Origin of the sequence: Klebsiella scottii (genome assembly GCF_036561945.1) — a bacterium.
Taxonomy (GTDB): Bacteria; Pseudomonadota; Gammaproteobacteria; order Enterobacterales; family Enterobacteriaceae; genus Klebsiella; species Klebsiella scottii.
The window spans coordinates 2786086-2809489 of record NZ_JARXNI010000020.1; the positions used below are offsets into that span (position 1 = coordinate 2786086).

Consider the following 23404-nt stretch of genomic DNA (forward strand, 5'->3'; position numbering starts at 1 on the left):
CTTCCCTACCCCAAATACTCAATCACCGACAGCCCGCCGTTATAGTCGGTGCTGTAGATAATCCCCTGCGCGTCAACGAACACGTCGCAGGACTGGATCACCCGCGGGCGACCCGGACGGGTATCCATCATCTTCTCCGGCGCCGCGGGCACCAGCGCCCCGGTTTCTACCGGCCGGTACGGGTCGGAGATGTCGTAGGCCCGCACGCCCGCGTTTTGGTAAGTGGCGAAAATCAGCGTCGAGCTGACGAAGCTTCCGGGGCGATTCTCATGCAGATTATGCGGGCCAAAATGCGCCCCTTTCGCCACATAGTCGCTCTCCCGCGGCTGCGGGAAGGTCGAGATGCTGACCGGATTCGCCGGGTCGCGGATATCGAACAGCCAGATCAGCTTCTCGCCATCCTGCTGGTTGTCGAGCACCGCCTCGTCCAGCACCACCAGTAAATCGCGATCCGGCAGCGGCAGCGCGGTATGGGTGCCGCCGCCAAACGGCGGGCTCCAGTTGCGGTGGCTAATCAGCTTAGGCTGGGTGCGGTCCTTGACGTCGAGCAGGGTCAGACCGCCGTCGCGCCAGCTGCCGTAGGCGGTATCTCCGGCGATAATGGCGTGATGCAGGGCGTAGCGTTTACCCTGCGGCCAGCTCGCCGTCTCCCCTGCCGCCTGGTTCATCCCCGGCAGCCACCAGCGCCCGGCGACCTGCGGCTTGCGCGGATCGGCGAGATCGATGGTCAGGAAGATATAGTCGCTAAAACCGTCGATCAGCGCGGAAACGTAGGCCCAGCGGCCGCCGACGTACCAGATCCGGTGAATGCCGATCCCGTCGAGCGACAGAAAGCTGATTTCACGCGGTTTATCCGCAACGGAGATATCAAAAATACGCAGCCCGGCGCTCCAGCCCTTCTCCCGTACGTCGCTGACCGTCTCGCCCACCGAACGGGTGTAGTAGACCTTCTCGTCGGCAAAGCGGGCGTCGGCAAACAGATCCCGGGCGTTGATCACCAGCAGCAGGTTGTCGTGCGCCTGCAGGTGGACGTTCCAGGTGCCGGGCGGCGCGGCAACGTAGTTCACCGCTTTGGGGTTTTTCGGGTCGCGAACGTCCACCACCGAAAAACCCTGGGACACCATGTGGCCGATATAGGCAAAACCACGATGCACCATCAGCTGGACGCCATCCGGGCGTCCGCCCTGATCGCTATGCCCAATCAGCCGCATATTGCGGCTGTAATCGGGACGCGGGAGTTCCGTCGCCATACCTGCTCCTTACTTGTTTTTAGCTTCCAGGGTGGCGAACCACGGGGCGATAAAGTCTTCGGTCTGGCCCCAGCCCGGAATGATTTTGCCAAGCGACGCCACGTTTACCGCCCCCGGCTGCGCGGCCAGCAGCGCCTGAGGGATTGCCGCGGCTTTAAAATCGTAGGTTGCAGGCGTCGGCTCCCCGGCAATCTTGTTGGCCACCAGACGTACGTTGGTCGCCCCGATTAGCTTCGGATCCACGGCCACGCTCACCTTCCACGGGCTGCCGGATTCGCGCATCAGCTGCAGATCCTGGTTAGAGATATCAATGCTGTAGAGCTTAATTTCGGTACGGCCGTTCTCTTTCAGCGCCTTATAAGCCCCCTGGCTGAAGGCGTCCCAGGTGCCCCAAATCGCGTCAATTTTGCCTTTCGGGTATTTCGCTAAGATCGCCCCGACTTTGTTGGCGGTATCGCCCTGCACGTCGGAGGAGACGGCGCCGATCGACTCCAGCTCTTTGATGCCCGGGTTCTGCTTAAGCAGCGCCTGGTAAGCCACCTGACGGCGCTCCATCGGCGGGAAGCCGGCGACCCACAGCTTGATAATGTTGGCTTTACCGTTGAAATCTTTCACCAGCTGACCAAAAGAGAGATCGGTCAGGGAGGCGTCATCCTGCTGGGTCACGGTCACGCCCGGGATCTCGCCGCTGACGGCGGTGTCGAATACCGCGACCTTAATCCCGGCGTCCACCGCCTTCTTCACCAGCGCGGTCGAGTAGGGATCGCGCCCCTGGGAGAGAATAATGCCGTCATATTTCTGGCTAATGGCCTGATTGACGAAGTCCTGGAATTTCGCGTCGTCGCCGTTGCTCAGGAAGGTGCTCATTTTAAAGCCGAGCTTCTTGCCTTCCTGGATAGCCCCGGACACAAACTGGGTGGTGTTATCATCGGAACCCAGGTTACGGATCACCGCAATGCGGATCGGCCCGTTATGTTCAGCGATAGCGGCCGGCACCGGCGTTGGGGTTTGAGCATAGGCGGCTACGGAGTTGAGCAGCCCAAGCGCAATAAGAGAAAGCGTTATTTTTTTCATCATGTTTACCCTGTTTATAATTAAGTGCGGCGCTGAAAATAGGTCAGTGCTAACGCGCCAGCCAGCACCAGCCCTTTAATAATGTCCATTGCGTAGTACGGAACCGAGAGCATCACCAGGCCGTTGGAGAGCACCCCGAGGATCACCGCCCCCACCAGCGTGCCCAGCGCGTTCGGTTTGCCCGAGCCCGCCAGCGAGAAGCCGATCCACGCCGCCGCCACCGCGTCCATCAGGTATCCCCCGCCGGCGTTAACCTGGGAGGAGCCGATGCGCGACGCCAGCAGGATGCCGCCGAGGCCCGCCAGCAGCGAGGCGATAACGTACGCCGCCACCTTATAGCGCGTGATGCGCAGGCCGGAGAGGCGCGCGGCCTCCGGGTTGCCGCCGATGGCGTACATCCGCCGCCCGTGGGTGGTGAAAGAGAGCGCCAGCTGGGCAACCACGGTCACCGCCAGCATAATGATGACAATCGTCGGAACCTGCCCCAGCAGGCCAAACGCCGCCGGAATGGTCCCTTCAGCCATCTCGCCGCTCGGCAGCACCATGTTCTCGGTAATCGAGCCGCCGTAGCTGTAGGTCATCGCCACGCCCTGAATCACGAACAGGCTGGCGAGGGTCGCGAGCATGTCGGGAATGCGCAGCACCACGATCAGAAAGGCGTTAAACAGCCCCACCAGCGTACACAGCGCCAGGGTGATCAGAATCGCCTCGGTGGTGCCAAATCCGTGCCAGACGAACAGCGAAATCACCAGCGCGTTCGCCAGCGAGGCGGTCGAGCCGACCGACAGATCGAATCCGCCGATGGTGAGCGAAATCGACACCCCGATGGCGATCACCGTCACGATGGCAATCGAGCGCAGGATGTTGATGATGTTGAACGGGTCAAGGAAGTTATCCGATGCGAGGCCAAAAACGGCGATCAGCAGCACAACGGTCAGCAACATGCCCCATTTGTAGAGAAAATCGAAAAATCGCTGACGGCTCGATGCCGTCGCGGTAGCGGTCAGGGCCTTGCTCACGCTGCTGCTCCTCCGGTGGAGTAATAAAGTAGGGTCTCTTCGCGGGCCTCTGCGCCCGCTATTTCTGCCACAATGCGGCCATCCCACAGCACGCAAATACGGTCGCACAAACCAACCAGCTCCGAGAATTCGCCCGAGGCGTAGATCACCCCTTTGCCCTCTCGCGCCAGTCCGTCGATTAAATTGAACAGGTCGGTCTTTGCCTTCACGTCAACGCCTTTGGTCGGCTCATCAAAAATCAGCACGTTGGCGCTACCGCGCAGCCATTTACCGATGGCCACCTTCTGCTGATTGCCGCCGGAGAGACGACGCAGCGTCTGGCCTGGGCCGGTGGTGCGAATACCGATCCGGGCCACCACCTCCTCCGCCCAGCGCCACGCCTGACGATGGCCAAACAGGCTCCAGCGCGAAAAGCTGCGATCGGCGCTCACCGCGAGGTTCATGGCGATAGGCTCTTCGATAAAAATCCCCTCCTTGCGCCGCTCCTCTGGCACCAGCGCCAGCCCGCGGGCGACGGAGTCCGCCGGGTCGCGCGGGCGCCACGGCTGGCTATTCAGCTCGCCGCGCGTCAGACGGCTTTTACTGGCGCCGAACAGCGCCTTACATAGTTCGGTTTTACCGGCTCCCGCCAGCCCGGCGATGCCGAGAATTTCGCCTTTGCGCAGGCGCAGAGAGATATCCTGCAGCAGCCCCTCGTCGTGCAGCCCTTCCACCTGGAGCAGCACCTCTTCACCGTGCGGCGGGCGCTTCGGCGGAAAAATATCGCTAAGCTCATGGCCGAGCATCTTTTCCACGATCTGCTCGCCGCTGAGCTCCGCCATCGGGCCGCTTTCGATCAGCCGTCCGTCGCGCAGCACCGTTAAGGTGTCGCAAATGGCCTTCAGCTCATGAATGCGGTGGGAGATAAACACCACGCCGATCCCCTGCTGCTGCAGGCGGCGCACCACGGTAAACAGGCGTTCGCTTTCGTGACGATCCAGCGGCGCCGTCGGTTCATCAAGGATCAGGAAGCGGCAGTGGTGCGACAGGGCCCGCGCCAGCAGAATTTGCTGCTTCTCGGCCAGAGAGCAGCTATCGATAGAGCGCCGCACGTCAAGAACGATATCCAGCTGGGCCAGCGCGGCCCGGGCCTGCTCGCGGACCCGCCGCCAGCTAAAGCCCTGGCCCGGCAGCGCCAGCCGGTCCAGCATGATGTTCTCGGCAATGCTCAGGCCGGGAACGAGCGCCACGTCGACTTCCTGCTGCACCAGATGAATGCCAAGCTGCTTTGCATCGCGTGGAGAACGAATATTGACCGGCTGATTATTGATGACAATCTCGCCCTCATAATGCGCGTGCGTCCCGCAGAGCACCGCCATCAGCGTCGATTTTCCCGCGCCGTTGGCGCCGGTCAGCGCGTGCACGGTCCCCCCCTTCAGGGAAAACGCCACGTTGTTCAGCGCCCGAAAGCCGGAAAAGGCCAGGTTAATGTTGTGCATCTCGAGGCGATTGGCTGTCATCCCCTGCTACCCTTTACGATTAATATTTTGATTTAATGAATTTTTCACAGCCGCCCTTGACTGACAACTGCGTAAAAGGCATAAGATAAAACGAAATAATATTAGCCATCCGGATGTCCAGACATAACATCAGGTTAGCGAAACGACAATAAGGTCAGCCTCTATGAGCAACAGCGATATCCGCGTGGTCCCCGGCCCCGCCAACTACTTCTCCCATCCCGGCAGCCTCGCGCGGCTGAATGATTTTTACAGCGCAGAGCAGCTTTCCCGGGCGCTGTGGATCTACGGCGAGCGGGCAATCGCCGGCGCAGAACCCTTTTTACCCGAGGCCTTCAATGCGCCCGGCGCCAAAAAAATCCTCTTTAAGGGCCACTGCAGCGAAAGCGACGTCGCCCGACTGGTTCGCGAGGCGGGTGAAGACCGCTCCGTGGTGATTGGCGTTGGCGGCGGCGCGCTGCTGGATACCGCCAAAGCGGTGGCCAGGCGGCTTGCGCTACCGGTGGTGGCGATCCCGACCATCGCCGCCACCTGCGCGGCGTGGACGCCGCTATCGGTGTGGTACAACGACGCCGGCCAGGCGCTGCATTTTGAAATTTTCGACGACGCCAACTTCCTGGTGCTGGTGGAGCCGAGGATCATCCTCAACGCGCCGGAGGAGTATCTGCTGGCGGGGATCGGCGATACGCTGGCGAAATGGTATGAGGCGGTGGTGCTGGCGCCGCGTCCGGAAACCCTGCCGCTGACCGTACGCCTGGGGATTAACGGCGCGCTGGCGATCCGCGACGTCCTGCTGGAGAGCAGCGAAACGGCGCTCGCCGACCGGCAGCGCGGCGAGCTGAGCCAGCCGCTTCTGGACGTTATCGATGCGATTATCGCCGGCGGCGGGATGGTCGGCGGCCTGGGCGAGCGCTACACCCGGGTTGCGGCCGCCCACGCGGTGCACAACGGCCTGACGGTGCTGCCGCAGACGGATAAATTTCTCCACGGCACCAAGGTCGCCTACGGCATTCTGGTGCAGAGCGCCCTGCTCGGCCAGGATGCAGTGCTGGCTCAGCTGGTGGCTGCCTATCAGCGCTTTAACCTGCCGACCACCCTCGCGGAGCTCGACGTAGATATCCACAACCAGGCCGAGCTGGAGAAGGTGATTGCCCATACGCTGCGCCCGGTGGAATCGATCCACTTCCTGCCGGTGGAGCTGACCCCGCAGACCCTGATGGCCGCCTTTGAGAAAGTGGAAAATTTCCGCCGCCAGGTGCACTGAGCGCGGGAAAGCGTAAGAAAGGCCCGGCCGCCGGGAAGATTTCCGGCGCCGGTCTGGACGTAGGTGGCGGGTTTAACGCCTGAGGGAGCGGCCTAGCAGCACTTAGCGCCGCCCTTGCCGCCGTAGCGCGCGTCCTGGCGCTCGCGGAAGAACTCTTCGTAGGTCATCGGCGTCTGCTCAGGGTGAGTCTGGCGAATATGCTCGACGTAGTTATCGTAATCAGGCACGCCAATCATCATTTTTGCCGCCTGGCCTAGGTATTTTCCCGCTTTCGAAAGGCTATCGAACATTTTCATCTCTCACATCATCCTCTCCCTTACGGGAGAGGATTTGGCTAACAAAAAGCGGCTCGCTAATGCGCGCGTTTCGCCTGGGTGACCAGGCGCTCGGCATCGGCGGGCATCGCTTCGTACGGCGTCTCTTTGGCCGTTGGCTGGTCCTCTTTCAGCGCCGCCAGCGCGGTTTTGATTGAGAACAGCGCCAGCACGACCACCACCACCATAAAGAAGATGGTCAGACCGGCATCCAGACGGTTGTTAAAGACCAGCTGCGCCAGCTGGGATTCGGTGTACTGCGGCGGGATGGCGCCGCTGTCGATCATCGCCTGGAACTTATTGGCGATGGCCAGGAAGCCGACTTTGGTATCCGGGCTGAACGACTTCTGCCAACCGGCGGTCAGGGTACAAATCAGCAGCCACGACGTGGGCAGCAGCGCGACCCATGCATAGCGCTGACGTTTCATTTTAAACAGTACCACCGCACAGAGCATCAGCGCCATCCCTGCCAGCATCTGGTTGGCGATGCCGAACAGCGGCCACAGGGTGTTAATCCCGCCGAGCGGGTCCACCACCCCCTGGTGCAGGAAGTAGCCCCAGGCCAGTACGCACAGCGCCGTCGCCAGCAGGTTCGCCGGCAGCGAGCTGGTTTTCTTCAGCCCCGGGCTTATCACGCCGAGCAGATCCTGCAGCATAAAGCGCGCCGCGCGGGTGCCGGCATCCACCGCCGTCAGAATAAACAGCGCTTCAAACAGAATGGCGAAGTGGTACCAGAAGGCGACATCCATCAGGCCGCCAAGCGAACCGTGCAGGATGTAGGCCATCCCGACCGCCAGCGTCGGCGCGCCGCCGGCGCGGGAGATAATCGACTGTTCGCCGACCTCGCTGGCTATCTGGCGCAGCGTATCCGGGGTGATGCTAAAGCCCCAGCTGCTGACCACCTGCGCGGCGGACGCCACCACGTCGGTGGTTCCGGCAGGCGCCAGCACCGCCATCGGGCTGTTCATCGCAAAGTAGACGCCGGGGTCGATAACGCAGGCCGCCACCAGCGCCATAATGGCGACGAATGATTCCATCAGCATGCCGCCATAGCCGATAAAGCAGGCCTGGCCTTCGTTGGCCAGCATTTTCGGCGTGGTGCCGGAGGCGATCAGCGCGTGGAAGCCCGAAACGGCGCCGCAGGCGATGGTGATAAACAGGAACGGGAACATGCTGCCGCTCCACACCGGGCCGGTGCCATCAATAAATTTGGTCAGCGCCGGCATGGTTAGCGTCGGGCGCATAATCAGAATACCAATCGCCAGCCCGACGATGGTGCCGATTTTCAGGAAGGTCGAGAGGTAGTCGCGCGGGGCCAGCAGCAGCCAGACCGGCAGCACCGAGGCGATAAAGCCGTAGCCCACCAGAATCCAGGTCAGCTGTACGCCGGTGTAGTCAAACCACGGCGCCCAGGTCGGGCTTTCCGCAACCCATCCGCCGGAAACGATGGCAAACACCAGCATCACCAGGCCAATCACCGACACTTCGCCAATGCGCCCAGGACGCAGATAGCGAATGTAGATCCCCATAAAGACCGCCAGCGGGATGGTGAAGGCGACGGTGTAGGTTCCCCACGGGCTGTGGGTCAGCGCTTTAACCACGATCATCGCCAGCACCGCGAGGATGATCACCATGATCATAAAGCAGGCCACCAGCGCCAGCACCCCGGCGGTCGGCCCCATCTCCTCTTTCACCAGCTCACCGAGCGAGCGCCCGTCGCGGCGGGTCGAGACAAACAGCACCATAAAGTCCTGCACGGCGCCGGCCAGCACCACGCCGGCGAGGAGCCAGATCATCCCCGGCAGGTAGCCCATCTGCGCCGCCAGCACCGGCCCAACCAGCGGTCCGGCGCCGGCAATTGCCGCAAAATGGTGACCGAACAGCACTTTTTTATCGGTCGGAACGTAGTCGAGGCCGTCGTTGTGCCGCACCGCGGGCGTCATCCGCGTCGGGTCAACCGCCAGCACGTTTTTGGCGATATAGAGGCCATAGAAGCGATAGGCAATCAGATAGATGCAGACTGCCGCCACGACAATCCATAGCGCATTAATCTGTTCACCGCGGTTTAAAGCTATGTAGCCGAGGGCAAAGGCTCCAATGACGGAGAGCAGTGTCCAGATGAGGTATTTCCCTGAATTATTCATTATCGGGTTCCACGGGTAGGGTAATCAATCTGTTACATTTTGTTTCTAGAACACAACGCAGATTTTAACAACTTCGGAACCGTGTAGATGTCGCCCAGGGGCAGGGATTTATCTCACATTGCTAGCGAGATCACTTCTGGCAGGAAAATGGATGAAAACCGTGGCGTCATAAAGGCGTTCGCGCGGTGCCTGTTCAGGCTACAGAAATGAGACCGTAGCCCGGACGGGCGCAGCGCGAGCCGGGGAAAGCGGCGACTTAGCCGAGCACCGAGGTGCCCAGGCGGCAGGTGCAGCAGCGCCGTCCGCGGGCGTCGAAGATGGCAATTTCCCAGCTTTGCCCCTGGCGGCCCAGGTGCAGAGGACGGCACTCGCCGCGGACTTTACCGCTGGAGACCGCCCGATGGTGGGTGGCGTTCAGTTCGGTCCCGACCACGCACTGGCCCTCTTCGGTCATCAGCCAGCCGGCCATCGAACCCAGCGTCTCCGCCAGCGCCGCCGACGCGCCGCCGTGCAGCAGGCCAAAGGGCTGATGGGTGCGGGCATCGACCGGCATTTCGGCCTCCAGCACTCCCTCTTCCAGCCGGGTATAGACAATGCCGAGATGGGCCACCATCGTATTCGCGCTGGTGGCGTTAAGCTCGTCCAGCGTCAGCTGACGTTTCCAGGCCATTTATGCCCCCAGCGTCGAGCCGCCGTCGACCACGATATCCTGCAGCGTGATATGGCTGGCGTGATGGGAGGCGAGGAACAAAATGGTGCTGGCAATCTCCTGCGGCCGGGCGATCTTACCCAGCGGAATGCCGAGCTTGAACTGCTCGCCAAAACCGCGAATGCGCTGCTGCTCGGCGTCATCGCTAACCCACAGCGTGCGCTGCATATCGGTGTCGGTCGAACCCGGCGAGACCAGGTTACAGCGCACCCCGCTGCCCGCCAGCTCAAGTCCGACGGTCAGCGTCAGGCTCTTCAGCGCCGCCTTCGACGCGCCGTAGGCGCTCATCCCGATCCGCGGCGTATGCGCGGCGTCGGACGCCACGGTGACAATCGCCCCGCCCCGCTGGCGGCGGAACTGGGGCATCGTCTGCTGGAACAGGTTAAACGCGCCGCCAACGTTAACGGCGAAGGTCTGCTGCCACTCTTCAACGCTCAGCGCATCGGTCGCGCCCATGCGTAAAATACCGGCCGCATTAACCAGCACGTCGAGACGCTCAATGCCGTTCAGCAGGCGACCACACACCTCAGCCACCTGCGGCGCGTCGGCCACGTCCAGCGTCTCGGTGGCGAACGGATAGCTTTCGCCCGCGAACGCGAGGTCAAAACCGGTTACCTGCGCGCCGGCCTCGACGAAGGCCAGCGCGGTGGCGTAGCCGATGCCCTTACCCGCTCCGGTAACCCATACGGTCTGGCCCTGAAAATCGAGAGCGGCCATTATTTCACCTCGCGGGACAGCAGCGCCCACCAGGCGTCAACAGAGGGATTTTTAGCCAGCATGACGAAGTCGATATCGCCGTGCACTTTGCGCCAGCGCGCGGCCAGCGCCATCATGCGCACCGAATCCAGGCCGTAGTCGATCAGATTTTCATCATCCATCGGCTCGTCTGACTCATCGAGCAGCGGCAGTATCAGCGCGCGCAGCGCCGCCTTTGACGCCGGCAGCGGCAGCAGCTCTTCGGTCATGACCACCCGACCGCAGCGTCCGGCGACGTATTTCAGCGCCATCAGATGATCTTCGCGGCTAAAGTCCGCCAGCGCGTCGGCAACGAAGAACGGCTTGATGTCGCGCATAAACGCATCGGTAGCGGTCGTCATGCAGCCGATATGAGCATACACGCCGGTGACGATCAGCTGGTCACGTCCGCTCTCTTTCAGCATCTCTTCCAGCGGCGAACGGTGGAACGCGCTGTAGCGCCACTTCACCAGCACGGTGTCGTTTTCGTCCGGCGCCAGGGCGGCAATCACCCGCTGCTGCTCCGGCGAGCGGGTCAGGCCCGGTCCCCACATATCGTTCAGCAGGGCGCGATCTTCCTCGCTCTGCTCTTTCGGCTGCGCGGTGTAAAACACCGGAATATTGTGCTGCTTGCAGAAATCGCGCAGCGCGGCAATGTTGGCGACCACTTTCGCCATCATCGCGCTATCTTCACCCCAGAAGTTGAGGAAATACTCCTGCATATCGTGGATAAGCAGCGCGGCGCGGGACGGCTCAAAGGCCCAGCTTACTTTGTTCGCCGGGATATCGCTGGCTTCCGGCAGCGCGTAAGCCTGTAATTGAGGAATGGCCATTCTGTCTTCTCCTTCAGCCCAGCTTGCGTTCAGCCAGCCACTGACGTAATTGTTTTTTATCGACTTTGCCCACCGGCGTCAGCGGCAGCGCGTCCACGCACTCCACGCGATCCGGCAGCTTAAATTCAGCCACGCCCTGCTCGCGCAGGAACCGGCGTACCGCGACCGCGCGCAGCGGCTCTTTGACTACCAGATACGCACAGCTTTTCTCGCCCAGCAGGCTATCCTCCATGCTCACCAGCGCGGCATGGATCGTCGCCGGGTGGCGCAGCAGCAGGTTTTCAATCTCTTCCGCAGCGATCTTCTCTCCGCCGCGGTTGATCTGATCTTTCTCACGCCCCTGCACGGTGATATAGCCGTCTTCGTCGATCGAGATCAGATCGCCTGAGCAGTAGAACCCGTCGGCGTCAAACGCCTCCAGATTATGCTGCGGGCTTTTATAGTAACCGCGGAAGGTGTAGGGCCCGCGGGTCATCAGGCGGCCGACTTCGCCGCGCGGCAGCGGGTTGCCTTCGGCATCCGCGACCCACACTTCGTCGTCGGGGCTCATCGGGCAGCCCTGGGTATTGATAATGCGCTGCTGGCTATCGCTGAGGCGGGTGTAGTTCACCAGCCCTTCCGCCATGCCGAAAACCTGCTGCAGCTGGCAGCCAATCTCGGCCGGAATGCGCGCGGCGAGCGTCGCGGACAGGCGCGCTCCGCCAACCTGCAGCAGCTGCAGCGACTGCAGCTGCGCATTGCTGCCCCATTCGTGGATCGCCTGCAGCCACAGGCTGACCGCCGGCGGCACCAGCGAGGCAACGTTAATCTGATGCTTTTCAATCAGCGGGAAGCACAGCGTGGCGCTCGGATCGGCGGCAAGGATCACCCGTCCTCCGGCAAGAAACACCCCCAGCGATCCCGGCGAGCTCATCGCATAGTTATGCGCCGCGGGCAGCGCGTTGAGATAGCGCGTATCGGCGCTGATAGCGCAAATTTCATTACTGCGGCGAATGCTGTATTCGTAATCGTTGTGGGTGCGCGGGATCAGCTTTGGCGTGCCGGTGCTGCCGCCGGAGAGCTGGAAAAAAGCCACCTCATCGGCAGGCGTCGGGTTAGGGATGAAGCCTGCGGCCGGCTGGGCGATCGCCGCGGCCAGGTCATACTCACCGCTATCGCCGCGCAGCAGCGCCACCCGCACCGACGGATGCTGTTCGATAAATCCGTTAAGGAAGCTATCGTCGGCAAACAGCGCATGCTGGCGATCGGCAATCAGCAGCGCGGGTTCAATTTGCGTGGCGTAGGCGTTGAGCTCGCTGCGCTGATGGCTGAACAGCGCGTTGACCGGCGCCACGCCGATGCGCAGCAGCGCAAAGAAGGTGATATAGAATTCGGCGACGTTGCCCAGCTGCACCAGCGCGGTTTCACCGCGTTTGAGCCCCATGCCCTGCAGGGAGCAGGCGAGATTATCCACCAGCTGGTTGAACTGGCGATAGCTGTACTGGACTTCGCCGTCGATAATCGCCACGGCATCGCTCGCCGCGTGACGGGTAATCAGCTGAGTTAACGGCAGATCCTGCCAGTAGCCTTTTTCACGGTAGCGGGCGGCAAAACTTTCCGGCCAGCGGTTAAATGCAATCATCATCGCCTCTTAATACAAGCCGAACACGTTCAGCATAGTGGTCAGTTTGACGCCAGTTTCGCGCCACTCCCCCAGCGGAGAGGAGGCCGGAACGATCCCTGCGCCGGCAAACAGGCGCAGCGTGTGCTGATGCAGGCGGGCGCAGCGAATGGTCACAACCCACTCACCGTTGCCTTCGTCATCACACCAGCCGACGATGCCGCCGAACAGCTGGCGATCGAACGGTTCCAGCTCGCGGATCAGGCGCGTGGCGGCCTGGTGCGGGAAACCGCTGAGGGCCGGCGTCGGATGCAGCAGGCACGCCAGCGACATGGCGTTTTCCCCGGCCGCGGCGGTCCCTGCGATTGGCGTCGCCAGATGCCATAAAGTTGGGGTGGTGATCAGCTGCGGAGAGTCCGGCAGCGACAGCTCGCGGCAGCGCGGCGCGAGCACCGCTTTCATCGCCTGGGTCACCAGCTCGTGCTCGTGGCGATCTTTGCCGGAAGCCAGCAGCTTATTGCCCGCTTCGCGATCCAGCACATCGTCCGGCTGGCGCCGGGCCGATCCCGCCAGCGGCAGGGAGCTAAAGCTATCGCCCTCTTTACGCAGCAGCAGCTCCGGGCTGGCGCCGAGTAAAACGCCGCCGTCCGAGAGCGGCACATGGAAGTTAAAGCTGGCGGGGTTTTGCGCAATCAGGCGCTCCAGCAGCGCACCGCTGTCCACGCGATCGCGGGTGGTGATATCAATCAGGCGCGACAGTACGACCTTATCGACTTCCGGCGTAGCGGTCAGCGCGGCGGCGCGCTCGACCATTGCCATAAATGCGTCCTGCTCGGGGATCTCCTGCCGGGCCACGACGTCCATCGCCGCCTGGCCTGACGCGTAGCGCGCAGACTGCTGCTTGCCGGTGCGGGAGAAGGTTTCCCAGCGCTCGGGAATAAACAGTTCGGACGGCTGGCGGGTATCAAAGGGGATCGCACCGACCATCACCGGCTTGTGGATCCCGGCGGCTTTCGCCTCCCGGAACGCGGCGGCCATTTGTTGCTGGAATTCACCGGTCAGCGCATCGCCGTCGGCGGCGGAATGGGAGAAGCGCCTGAAACAGCCTGAAGTGCTAAAACTGCGGTACGGCGACATAAAGAAGAAGCTTTCTGGTGCCAGAGTCATTTTTTGTTCCCGTACATCCTCGGCCAGTGACGTTTCCATATCATCCTCCAAAAACGATAAAGATATTACGAATAATTATCATTTATATTTTGGTTGGCTAACCTAAAAGGTATTGCTCTACATGTCAACCGTATAAACAGCATGTTGTGCTACTTAGGCTTGCATCCATGCGGCACAAAGCTGAAAATGAGACGCATTTATCTCAACTCAATCAGGATGCAAATTCGTGAATTTCTCCACTTTGTGCCGCCGTACTCTGCTGGCCTGCGGGCTGGCGTATTTAGGAATTACCTCAGCGCTCGCCGCCGACTGGCCGCGTCAGATTACCGACAGCCGCGGCGCGCACACCCTCGAACACAAGCCGCTGCGCATTGTTTCCACCAGCGTCACCCTCACCGGCTCGCTGCTGGCGATTGATGCCCCGGTGGTAGCCAGCGGGGCCACCACGCCGAATAACCGCGTGGCCGATGCTCAGGGATTTCTGCGTCAGTGGAGCACAGTCGCCCGGGATCGTAAGCTGGCGCGACTCTATATCGGCGAGCCGAGCGCTGAAGCCGTCGCCGCGCAGATGCCGGACCTGATCCTGATTAGCGCCACCGGGGGCGATTCCGCGCTGGCGCTGTACGATCAGCTTTCTACTATTGCGCCAACGCTTATCATCAACTACGACGACAAAAGCTGGCAGGCGCTGCTCACCCAGCTCGGGCAGATTACCGGTCAGGAACAGCAGGCTTCGGTGCGCATTGCTGAGTTTGATAAACAGCTGGCGGCGCTGAAGCAGCAGATGAAGCTACCGCCGCAGCCGGTTAGCGCGCTGGTTTATACCGCCGCGGCCCATAGCGCCAATCTGTGGACGCCGGAGTCGGCTCAGGGCCAGATGCTCGAACAGCTGGGCTTTACGCTGGCCACCCTGCCCGCCGGGCTGCATGCCAGCCAGAGTCAGGGTAAACGTCACGATATCGTCCAGCTGGGCGGGGAGAATTTAGCCGCCGGACTCAATGGTCAAAGCCTGTTCCTGTTCGCCGGCGACGAGAAGGACGTTAAGGCGATTTACGCTAATCCGCTGCTGGCCCACCTGCCTGCGGTCGAAGCCAAACGCGTCTATCCGCTGGGCATCGAAACGTTCCGTCTCGACTACTACAGCGCCATGCTGGTGCTGCAGCGTCTCGCAACCTTCTTCGGCTAAACCCTGTTCCCGGCCGGCGCAACGCCTGGCCGGGAAGCAGGCTCAACTTTCGCTCACCGTCTCCGGACGCTGAAAGCGGCGTAATTCACTCAGCAGCCCAATCAAAATCGCACCAACGATAACCAGCACCCAGCCGCTGGCGCTTGCCGAAGCGACCGGGGTCATCATCACGCCGAGGCCGCCCAGCAGCGCGGCGCCAACGGCATCGCCGGTGACGTTCTGCGCGGTCCACAGGCCGTTAATGCGCCCAAGCATCGCCTCCGGCGTCTGGGTTTGAATCAGGGTGTACTGCAGCAGCGAACTGATGGCGCTCAGCCAGCCAAACAGCGCCAGGCACAGCGCGCCCAGCTGCCACAGCGGCATCAGGCTAAACAGCGCGATGGCGACAAAGGAGCCGACGGTGGTGCCCAGCATCAGCGCGCCAGGCCTGGCGGTTTGCGCCAGTTGGCCGCTGGTTAGCGCCCCGAGCGCTGCGCCCAGCGGGATCGCCGCGTACAGCAGGCCGATTTGCGAGGCCGACATCCGCCAGCCTTCGGCCAGCGCCGGATAGAGCACGCGCACCGCGCTCGCCATCGTCAGCAGGCCGCCAAGCAGCGCGATACCGCCAATCAGCGGGCTATTAAAGAGGAACTTAAGCCCCGCCAGCAGCGACTTCAGCGGATGCTCGCGCGGCTGCGGCGGCGGAGGTAGCTGCGGTAAGCGCAGCAGGGTCAAGGTGGTGATAAAGGTTCCGGCCGCCGCCAGGCCGTAGTTCCAGGCCACGCCGCCGGTCGCCAGCAGCAGGCCGCCGATCATCGGCGAAATCACCGAGCCCAGGCGTACCGTCAGCATGGTAATCGCCCCGGCCTGCATCAGATTTTCCCGCCCGACCAGCGCGGGCGTTGCCGCCAGCAGCGCCGTCACGCCCAGCGAGGCAAAGAAGCCGTCCCAGATGCCCAGCAGGTAGATGGCGATCAGCGAAGGCTCGGGCAGCAGCGCGTTCAGGCACAGGCCGACAAAACCGATCCCGCAGGTACCGCGCGCCAGCAGGATCAGGCGCTTACGCTCGTAGCGATCCGCCAGCACGCCCCCCACCATCAGGCCGATAAACATCGAGCCGCCGGTCAGAGTGACCGAGAGTCCCACCTGCAGGGTGGAGTGGGTCATCATCTGGATTTGTACCGGGATCGCAACGCCCAGCAGGCCAAGCGAGAGGATAGAGATAAAGCGGGCGATAAAGACGGCGCGAAACGCCGGATGCGTTTTCAGCAGGCTCAGGTCCAGCAGCCGGGATTGTCGGTTCATTACAACACCTTGTTATTATTTTCCATCAATACTCGTCATACGTCGGGCTGCAGATGCGCCGGCGGCGACCGAACGACCCCGCCTCGCTGCACCTCGGGCCATTGCGGGCGGATTGACTCTTCGCCCGAGCGGCGCTGTGCGTCAGCGCCCGGGCGCCCACGCCCTGCCGTCGCGATGCATCCCGAATGATTTGCGTATACCATTCTTAGGGGCCGCCATGCTAACATAACTGGATAGAATCGATAACGATAATTACTATCATTATCATGTCAGGGATGTGAACTATGTCGTTTTCTACGACCACGGTGCGCGCCGTTGCCGTGCCTGGTCTGCTGCTGGTTTTAGCCGTTGCGATTGCGCTCAGCCTGCTGGTCGGCGCCAAACCTCTGCCACTCAACGTCGTTGTGGATGCCTTTACCGGCACCTGCCAGAGCGCTGACTGCACCATCGTGCTCGATGCCCGCCTGCCGCGCACCCTTGCCGGACTGCTCGCCGGCGTCGCGCTGGGCCTGGCGGGGGCGCTGATGCAGACCCTCACCCGCAATCCGCTGGCCGACCCCGGCATTCTGGGCGTCAACTCCGGCGCCAGCTTCGCGATCGTCCTCGGCGCCGCGCTGTTCGGCATTCATTCTCCGCAGGAACAGCTGCTGATGTCCTTTTGCGGCGCCTTTGCCGCCTCGCTGCTGGTGGCCTTCACCGGCAGCCAGGGCGGAGGTCAGCTTAGCCCGGTGCGCCTGACCCTGGCCGGCGTCGCGCTGGCGGCGGTGCTCGAAGGCCTCTCTAACGGCATTGCGCTGCTTAACCCCGATGTATACGACCAGCTGCGGTTCTGGCAGGCCGGCTCGCTGGATATCCGTACCCTGCAAACGCTTAAAATTGTCCTGATCCCGGTGCTGATCGCCGGCGCCGTCACGCTGCTGCTCAGCCGGGCGCTGAACAGCCTGAGCCTCGGCAGCGATACCGCCACCGCGCTCGGCAGCCGGGTGGCGCGCACGCAGTTTATCGGCCTGCTGGCGATAACCGTCCTTTGCGGCAGCGCCACGGCGGTGGTCGGCCCAATCGCCTTTATCGGCCTGATGATGCCGCATATGGCGCGCTGGCTGGTGGGTGCCGACCACCGCTGGTCGCTACCGGTCACCCTGCTGGCAACCCCGGCGCTGCTGCTGTTTGCCGATGTTCTTGGCCGCCTGCTGGTTCCCGGAGAGCTGCGGGTATCGGTAGTCAGCGCCTTTATCGGCGCGCCGGTGCTGATCTGGCTGGTGCGTCGTCAGCCGCGCGGAGGTGCAATGTGATCGCCCCTTCCCGTCGTTTACTGCTTAGCTGTTTTATCCTGATCGTCGCCAGCGTGCTGGTTTCCCTTTGGGGGCTCGGCAGCGGCCTGGTGCCGCTGCGGGTGGAGCAGGTTATCTCCGCTCTGCTGGGCGATGCGCCGCGTAATATTACGATGGTAGTCACCGAATGGCGGCTGCCGCGGGTGCTGATGGCGCTGCTGATCGGCGCGGCGCTGGGCGTCAGCGGCGCGATTTTTCAGTCGCTGATGCGCAACCCGCTGGGCAGCCCGGACGTCATGGGCTTCAACACCGGCGCGTGGAGCGGCGTGCTGGTGGCGATGGTGATCTTTGGCCAGAACCTGACGGCTATCGCGCTGGCGGCGATGGTTGGCGGGGTGCTTACCGCCCTGCTGGTCTGGCTGCTGGCCTGGCGTAACGGGATTGAAACCTTCCGGCTGATTATTATCGGCATCGGTATCCGCGCGATGCTGGTGGCGTTCAATACCTGGCTGCTGCTGCGCGCGTCGCTGGAAACCGCGCTTTCCGCCGGGCTATGGAACGCCGGTTCGCTCAACGGGCTGACGTGGAGTAAAACCTGGCCATCGGCGCCGCTTATTGTGCTGATGCTGGCGTGCAGCGTGCTGCTGGCGCGGCGTATGCGCCTGCTGGAAATGGGTGACGACACCGCCTGCGCGCTGGGCGTGCGGGTTGAGCGCTCTCGCCTGCTGCTGATGCTGGTGGGGGTGGTGCTGACCGCCGCCGCCACCGCGCTGGCGGGTCCGATCTCCTTTATTGCGCTGGTAGCTCCGCATATCGCCCGCCGCCTCAGCGGCACCGCGCGCTGGGGTCTGACCCAGTCGGCGCTGTGCGGCGCGCTGCTGCTGGCGCTGGCCGACTACAGCGCCCAGCGTCTGTTTATGCCCTATCAGCTACCGGTGGGAGTCGTCACCGTCAGCCTCGGCGGTATCTATCTCATCGCACTGTTAATTCAGGAGTCCCGCAAAAAATGACCGCTGTAACCCCCCGTTTGCGCGGCGACCAGTTGACCCTGGCATACGGCAAAAAGATCATCGCCGAATCGCTGAACGTGACCATTCCCGACGGCCACTTCACCGCCATTATCGGCCCCAACGGCTGCGGCAAATCGACGCTGCTTCGCACCCTCAGCCGCCTGATGACTCCGGCCAGCGGCCATGTTTATCTCGACGGTGAGCAGATCCAGCGCTACGCCAGCAAGGACGTGGCCAGGCGGATCGGCCTGCTGGCGCAAAACGCCACCACCCCGGGCGATATTACCGTCCAGGAGCTGGTTGCCCGCGGCCGCTATCCGCATCAGCCGATGTTCACCCGCTGGCGTAAAGAAGACGATGACGCGGTCAATCAGGCGATGAGGGCCACCGGCATCACCGACCTTGCGCTGCAGAGCGTTGACACGCTCTCCGGCGGCCAGCGTCAGCGCGCGTGGATTGCAATGGTGCTGGCGCAGGAAACCGCCATCATGCTGCTCGATGAGCCGACGACCTGGCTGGATATCAGCCATCAGATCGATCTCCTGGAGCTGCTGAGCGAGCTGAATCGCGAGAAGGGTTATACCCTGGCGGCGGTGCTGCACGATCTCAACCAGGCCTGCCGCTACGCCACCCATCTGATCGCCCTGCGCGACGGCAAAATTATCGCCGAAGGGGCGCCGAAAGAGATCGTTACCGCCGAGCTTATCGAGCGGATTTACGGCCTGCGCTGCACGATCATCGACGATCCGGTCGCCCATACGCCGCTGGTGGTGCCGCTGGGCCGACGCTAGCCTCCCCTTTTCTCCCAGGCTAAAGCATAAAAAAACCCCGGTCGCGCTACGCTTACCGGGGTTACAGGATTATGCGCCGGGGTCGCCCGGATAACTCCGGGCGACGCTCTACCTATTCCAGAATCTCCCGCACCACCGGACCTATCGACTCAAAGGCCTGCGGAGAGATGATCTCGACGTGCGCGCACGCCTGGCTGAAGACCTCCAGTTCGCCGATCCACGGCCCCCACACCGCCCGCGGGTCCATCCCCGGCTGGCGCGTTTTTTCCGCAACGAACAGGGTCGCCTTGCCGTCGAACTTCGCGCTGTGCGCGGTGGTCAGCAGGCGCACCGCGTCGGCGTAGTTGCCCTCAATCACGCTAAACAGCTCGCCGGACGGCTGACCCTGCTGCGCGGCGAGGAACGCTTCCCGCTCGCGATCAATTTCGGCCAGCACCTGCGGGTCGAGGCCGTTGGCCTCTTTTTCCGCCCAGTTTTGCGACTCCGGCGGCCAGGTATCCAGCAGCCCGAGGAACGCTACCGCTTCGCCGCGCTGGCGTAAGCGCGCGGCAATTCCCTGCGCCAGGGTGCCGCCGAGGGAATAACCGAACAGGTAATATGGCCCGTGCGGCTGCTGCGCCAGTAAAGTTTGCAGATGAGATTCGCAGACTTCATCAAGGCTGGCGGCGCTCACCATCGGCCCTTCCGGGCGTGGCGATTGAATGCCGGTAATTGACCAGCGCGGGTTGAGATAGCGAGCCAGCACGCTGAACTGCCAGGCAAAGCCGGAGGCCGGATGGAAGCAGAACAGCGTCGGGCCGTCGCTTTTACGCAGGGGTAAAATCGTATCAAAGCCCAGGCGCTGCGCCTGCTCGTCGCTCAGATCGGACGCCAGCAGCGCGCTCAGCTGCCCTACCGTCGAAGCGACCATCACCAGTCCCGGCGTCACCTGACGCGCAAAGCGGCGGCTCAGCTGCGCCGCCAGGCGCATCGCCAGCAGCGAGTGGCCGCCAAGCGCAAAGAAATCCGCTTCAATATCGTTCACTTCGCAGCCCAGCAGCTGGCTGAACGCCTCGGCAACCGCACGCTCGCTCTCTGACTCCGGCGGCCGGCCGCGACGCTCCTGGCTCAGCGTTGGCAGCGGCAGCGCTTTACGATCCAGCTTGCCGTTAGCGCTCAGCGGCAGCGCCGGCAGCTGGATCAGCACCACCGGCACCATATGCGGCGGCAGCTGCTCGCCAAGACGCGCTTTCAGCGCCGCGGTATCCAGCGGCAGCCCGGATTCAGACACCAGGTAACCGACCAGCTGGCGCGCATCGCCGCCGGTCGCCGCCGCCTGATTAAAGACGCAGGCGTGGGTGACCGCCTGAGCCACCTCCGGCAGCGCCGCCATGACGCGATCTATTTCGCCCAGCTCAATGCGCTGGCCGCGAATTTTCAGCTGATCGTCGCTGCGCCCCAGATACTCCACCGCCCCGTTATCGAGCCAGCGCGCCACGTCCCCGGTGCGGTACATGCGCTCGCCGGCGCTAAACGGGTCGGCAATAAAGCGGCCGGCGGTCAGGTCCGGACGTCCGAGATAGCCCTGCGCCAGCTGGATGCCGGTAAGGTACAGATCCCCCGCGACGCCGGGCGGTACCGGGCGCATCGCGGCATCAAGAATACGTAATCCGGTGTTCCACACCGGCCAGCCGATCGGCACGCTGCTGCCGGTCACCGCCGCCAGCTCCGCGCCGCAGGCCGGGTACCAGCTGACGTCTACCGCCGCTTCGGTCGGACCGTAGAGGTTATGCAGCGCCACGCCGGTCAGGGCCTCCCATTCTCGGCACAGCCCGGTCGGCAGCGCTTCCCCGCTGCAGAATACCCGCCGCAGCGTTTGGCAGGCGGTGACGTTTTCCGCGTCGAGCGAAGCGACGAACGCCGCCAGCATCGACGGCACAAAGTGGGTCGTGGTCACGCCGTAGCGGGCGAAGAACTGCTGCATCGCCAGCGGGTCGCGATGCGCTTCGGGTTCCGCCATCACCAGCCGGGCGCCGGCGATAAACGGCCACCAGAACTCCCATACAGAGACGTCAAAGCTGCACGGCGTTTTCTGCGCCACCACGTCATCGGCGCCGAGCGGATAGTGATTTTGCATCCACAGCAGGCGGTTGACGATCGCGGTCTGCCCCACCATCACCCCTTTCGGGCGTCCGGTCGAGCCGGAGGTAAAGATGATATAGGCGGTATGCTCCGGCATTGAGAGCGCCAGCGGCGCGTCATCCCCCGCCGCCAGCGGCTGCTGATAGCACAGGCTGGCAAGCCCGGGGATATCGCTAAAGCGCGCCAGCTGATCGTCAGAGGTCAGCAGCAGCGTCGGGCGCGCGTCTTCGAGCATCATGCGCAGGCGATCGTCAGGATAGCCGGTATCGAGCGGCAGCCAGGCGGCGCCCGCTTCAACGATGGCGTGCAGCGCCAGGGTGAGGAAGACCGAACGCGGCAGCGCCACCGCCACGCTATCGCCGGGCTTAACCCCCCGCGCGCGCAGCACCTCGGCGAGCGCCACAACCTGCTGGCGCATTTCGCGGTAGCTGAACTGCCAGCTGGCGTCCACCAGCGCGGGCGCATCCGGGGTCTTCATCGCCTGTTCTGCGACCAGCGCGCTCAGCGTCGTGGCGGGCAGCGCGATGCCGGTATTATTGATTTCCGCCAGCCGCTGCGTTTCCCGCGCTGACAGCATGTTCGCTTCGCCGCAGCGCAGCGCCGGGTCGGCGGCAAACTGGGCAAGCAGCGCGGAGAGGCGCTCAACGTGCGCGCGCAGCGTGGCCTCATCGTAGCGCTGCTTATTGGCCAGCACTTCCAGCGACAGGCCGCCGGCTTCGTCCGGGAACAGCGCCAGCTCAAGATCGTTAACCGGGCCGGTCGCCAGGGTATGCGTCACCGCCTGCACGCCGTCAATATCGAGAACGTAATCAAAGACTTTGATATTTAATACCGGGCCAAACAGCGGCTCATCGCCCGCGGCCTTGCCGCTATCGCGGACGATTTGTTCCGCATCATAGCGCTGGTGGCGACGCATTTTTTTCAGCTGTCCGGCCAGGCGGAGCGCCAGCTCGGCCAGGGTTTCCTGGGCATCGATGTTTATCGCCAGCGGCAGGACGTTAAGCACCGGCCCGGTCGCGGTCAGCGCCGCCGATCCCATGCGGCGCATAAAGATAAAGCCGGCGGCATAGTCCATACGGCCGCACAGGCGCCCCAGCCACAGCGCGGTAAGCGCCAGCGCCAGGTCGGCGCGCTGGCACTGCGGGGCGCCGGCGGCCAGACGGCTGAACGTCGCGGCGTCAGCGTCAAGCTTCAGGCGCCAGATCTCCGTGCCCGTTGCCCGTCCCGCCAGCGGCGCGGCGGAGAGCGAGACTGGCGCCGGCAGCGCCTTGCGCTGCTCCTGCCAGAACTGCTTGTCCCGCTGCCAGCCGTCGCTGCCGTAATAGCGCTGATACTCTTCCACCACCTCAGCGAACGGCGTAAACGGCGACTCCGGCGTCGCCTCGCCGCGCTGCCAGGCGCGGTAAATGGCGGCGATCTGGCGGGTAATAGCGGGGAAACTAAAGCCATCTACGAGTAAATGATGATAGCGCTGATACCAGTACCAGCGATTATCCGCCGTGCGCAGCAGCTGGTGGCAGACCAGCGAATTCCCGCTATCGACGCGCAAATTCTGTCCGAGGTCGGCCCGCATAATTGCCAGCGCGGCCTCGTGCGGATCGTCCGCCTCGCGCAGGTCGCGGTACTGCGGTTCGTCGAAGGCCCGGGCCTCATCAACCCACTGCCAGGCTTCGCCGTTGTCTTCGCAAAAGCGCATGCTAAGCGTATCGGCCTGGCTCAGACCGGCGACGATCGCCCTGCCGAGCAGCGCCGGATCGAGGCTGCCGCTGAGCTCGACGTAGTGAGCGACGCTCCAGGCGCCGGGCAGCGTAGACAGCCGCTCCGCCATCCAGATCCCCGGCTGCGCTGCAACCAGCGGTAAACGAGTGGTCATCATCGGCTCCTTAGGACGCGTAGTGCGCGGGGGTGAGGGTTGACCAGTTCGCCGCCAGCCAGGCATTGCACGCTTCCAGCGACTGCGGTGGACACTCTACCGTCCAGCCCTCCGGCAGCGCGCAGTGATGGGGCCACAGGCTGTACTGCTGCAGCTCGTTACGCAGAATGTAAAACTGCCCTTGCGGATTATCGAAGGGGTTACTGAATTGCATTTCAAACTCCTGTTAATACTCGCTATCCTGCTGGCCGCGTCGGCAGCCC

19 protein-coding genes are annotated in these 23404 nt (G+C 63.0%); 5 read left to right on the plus strand and 14 right to left on the minus strand.

All coding sequences use genetic code 11. From position 1 onward, the window contains the following. Positions 1-5: 5 nt before the first annotated feature. From QFI97_RS20800 to QFI97_RS20815, 4 genes are read right to left on the minus strand one after another with little or no spacing between them, the layout of a single operon-like run. Positions 6-1250 (minus strand): LVIVD repeat-containing protein, encoded by a 1245-nt coding sequence (locus QFI97_RS20800; RefSeq protein ID WP_346431901.1) that lies wholly within the window; start codon positions 1248-1250, stop codon positions 6-8. A gap of 9 nt (positions 1251-1259) precedes the next feature. Continuing rightward, positions 1260-2324: a sugar ABC transporter substrate-binding protein gene (locus QFI97_RS20805; RefSeq protein WP_331850708.1), complete on the minus strand. Its 1065-nt coding sequence runs from the start codon at positions 2322-2324 to the stop codon at positions 1260-1262. A 20-nt stretch (positions 2325-2344) separates the two neighbouring features. Then, positions 2345-3343 (minus strand): ABC transporter permease, encoded by a 999-nt coding sequence (locus QFI97_RS20810; protein ID WP_095094922.1) that lies wholly within the window; start codon positions 3341-3343, stop codon positions 2345-2347. Further along, a complete protein-coding gene (locus QFI97_RS20815; protein WP_331850577.1) occupies positions 3340-4842 on the minus strand; it encodes a sugar ABC transporter ATP-binding protein in 1503 nt (500 codons plus the stop codon). Before QFI97_RS20815 ends, QFI97_RS20810 begins: the two co-directional genes overlap by 4 nt. Positions 4843-5005: 163 nt before the next feature. Between QFI97_RS20815 and QFI97_RS20820 the strand changes: the two genes are divergently transcribed. Then, positions 5006-6103, plus strand: a complete 1098-nt coding sequence (locus QFI97_RS20820) for an oxidoreductase (protein WP_346431902.1) — start codon at positions 5006-5008, stop codon at positions 6101-6103. A gap of 92 nt (positions 6104-6195) precedes the next feature. On the opposite strand, the gene QFI97_RS20825 is transcribed toward QFI97_RS20820, so the two are convergent. The 7 genes from QFI97_RS20825 to entC all read right to left on the minus strand — a co-directional run bounded on the left by QFI97_RS20825 (position 6196) and on the right by entC (position 13644). Next, positions 6196-6393 carry a YbdD/YjiX family protein gene (locus QFI97_RS20825; protein WP_095097970.1) on the minus strand — a complete coding sequence of 66 codons (198 nt, stop codon included), beginning with the start codon at positions 6391-6393 and terminating at the stop codon, positions 6196-6198. 62 nt (positions 6394-6455) lie between these two features. After that, positions 6456-8561 carry a pyruvate/proton symporter CstA gene (gene cstA, locus QFI97_RS20830; protein WP_095094913.1) on the minus strand — a complete coding sequence of 702 codons (2106 nt, stop codon included), beginning with the start codon at positions 8559-8561 and terminating at the stop codon, positions 6456-6458. 256 nt (positions 8562-8817) lie between these two features. Further along, on the minus strand, positions 8818-9231 hold the full coding sequence (gene entH / locus QFI97_RS20835) for a proofreading thioesterase EntH (RefSeq protein ID WP_095094910.1): 414 nt from the start codon (positions 9229-9231) through the stop codon (positions 8818-8820). After that, a complete protein-coding gene (gene entA, locus QFI97_RS20840; protein WP_346431903.1) occupies positions 9232-9987 on the minus strand; it encodes a 2,3-dihydro-2,3-dihydroxybenzoate dehydrogenase EntA in 756 nt (251 codons plus the stop codon). Continuing rightward, positions 9987-10838, minus strand: coding sequence for an isochorismatase (locus QFI97_RS20845; RefSeq protein ID WP_095094904.1), 852 nt, complete (start codon positions 10836-10838; stop codon positions 9987-9989). Before QFI97_RS20845 ends, entA begins: the two co-directional genes overlap by 1 nt. A gap of 13 nt (positions 10839-10851) precedes the next feature. Beyond that, entirely contained in the window at positions 10852-12459 is a 1608-nt protein-coding gene (gene entE / locus QFI97_RS20850) for a (2,3-dihydroxybenzoyl)adenylate synthase EntE (RefSeq protein ID WP_346431904.1), read from the minus strand. 9 nt (positions 12460-12468) lie between these two features. Beyond that, positions 12469-13644: an isochorismate synthase EntC gene (entC, locus tag QFI97_RS20855; protein WP_331850579.1), complete on the minus strand. Its 1176-nt coding sequence runs from the start codon at positions 13642-13644 to the stop codon at positions 12469-12471. Between the two features lie 187 nt (positions 13645-13831). Between entC and fepB the strand changes: the two genes are divergently transcribed. Continuing rightward, positions 13832-14791: a Fe2+-enterobactin ABC transporter substrate-binding protein gene (fepB, locus tag QFI97_RS20860; RefSeq protein WP_095094895.1), complete on the plus strand. Its 960-nt coding sequence runs from the start codon at positions 13832-13834 to the stop codon at positions 14789-14791. 42 nt (positions 14792-14833) lie between these two features. Here fepB and entS read toward each other — a convergent pair whose 3' ends face one another. After that, positions 14834-16075, minus strand: coding sequence for an enterobactin transporter EntS (gene entS, locus QFI97_RS20865; protein ID WP_095094892.1), 1242 nt, complete (start codon positions 16073-16075; stop codon positions 14834-14836). 284 nt (positions 16076-16359) lie between these two features. Between entS and fepD the strand changes: the two genes are divergently transcribed. Genes fepD through fepC form a run of 3 tightly spaced genes read left to right on the plus strand, consistent with a single transcriptional unit; the run spans position 16360 to position 19147 of the window. Next, positions 16360-17367, plus strand: coding sequence for a Fe(3+)-siderophore ABC transporter permease (fepD, locus tag QFI97_RS20870; RefSeq protein ID WP_346431905.1), 1008 nt, complete (start codon positions 16360-16362; stop codon positions 17365-17367). Next, positions 17364-18356, plus strand: a complete 993-nt coding sequence (gene fepG, locus QFI97_RS20875; protein ID WP_095094886.1) for an iron-enterobactin ABC transporter permease — start codon at positions 17364-17366, stop codon at positions 18354-18356. The genes fepD and fepG overlap by 4 nt, the downstream gene beginning before the upstream one ends. After that, complete coding sequence (gene fepC, locus QFI97_RS20880; protein WP_095094883.1) at positions 18353-19147, plus strand: iron-enterobactin ABC transporter ATP-binding protein; 795 nt, start codon at positions 18353-18355, stop codon at positions 19145-19147. The genes fepG and fepC overlap by 4 nt, the downstream gene beginning before the upstream one ends. A 112-nt stretch (positions 19148-19259) precedes the next feature. On the opposite strand, the gene entF is transcribed toward fepC, so the two are convergent. Next, positions 19260-23141 (minus strand): enterobactin non-ribosomal peptide synthetase EntF, encoded by a 3882-nt coding sequence (gene entF, locus QFI97_RS20885; protein WP_346431906.1) that lies wholly within the window; start codon positions 23139-23141, stop codon positions 19260-19262. A gap of 10 nt (positions 23142-23151) precedes the next feature. Continuing rightward, entirely contained in the window at positions 23152-23355 is a 204-nt protein-coding gene (locus tag QFI97_RS20890; RefSeq protein WP_041144522.1) for an MbtH family protein, read from the minus strand. Positions 23356-23404 lie beyond the last annotated feature (49 nt).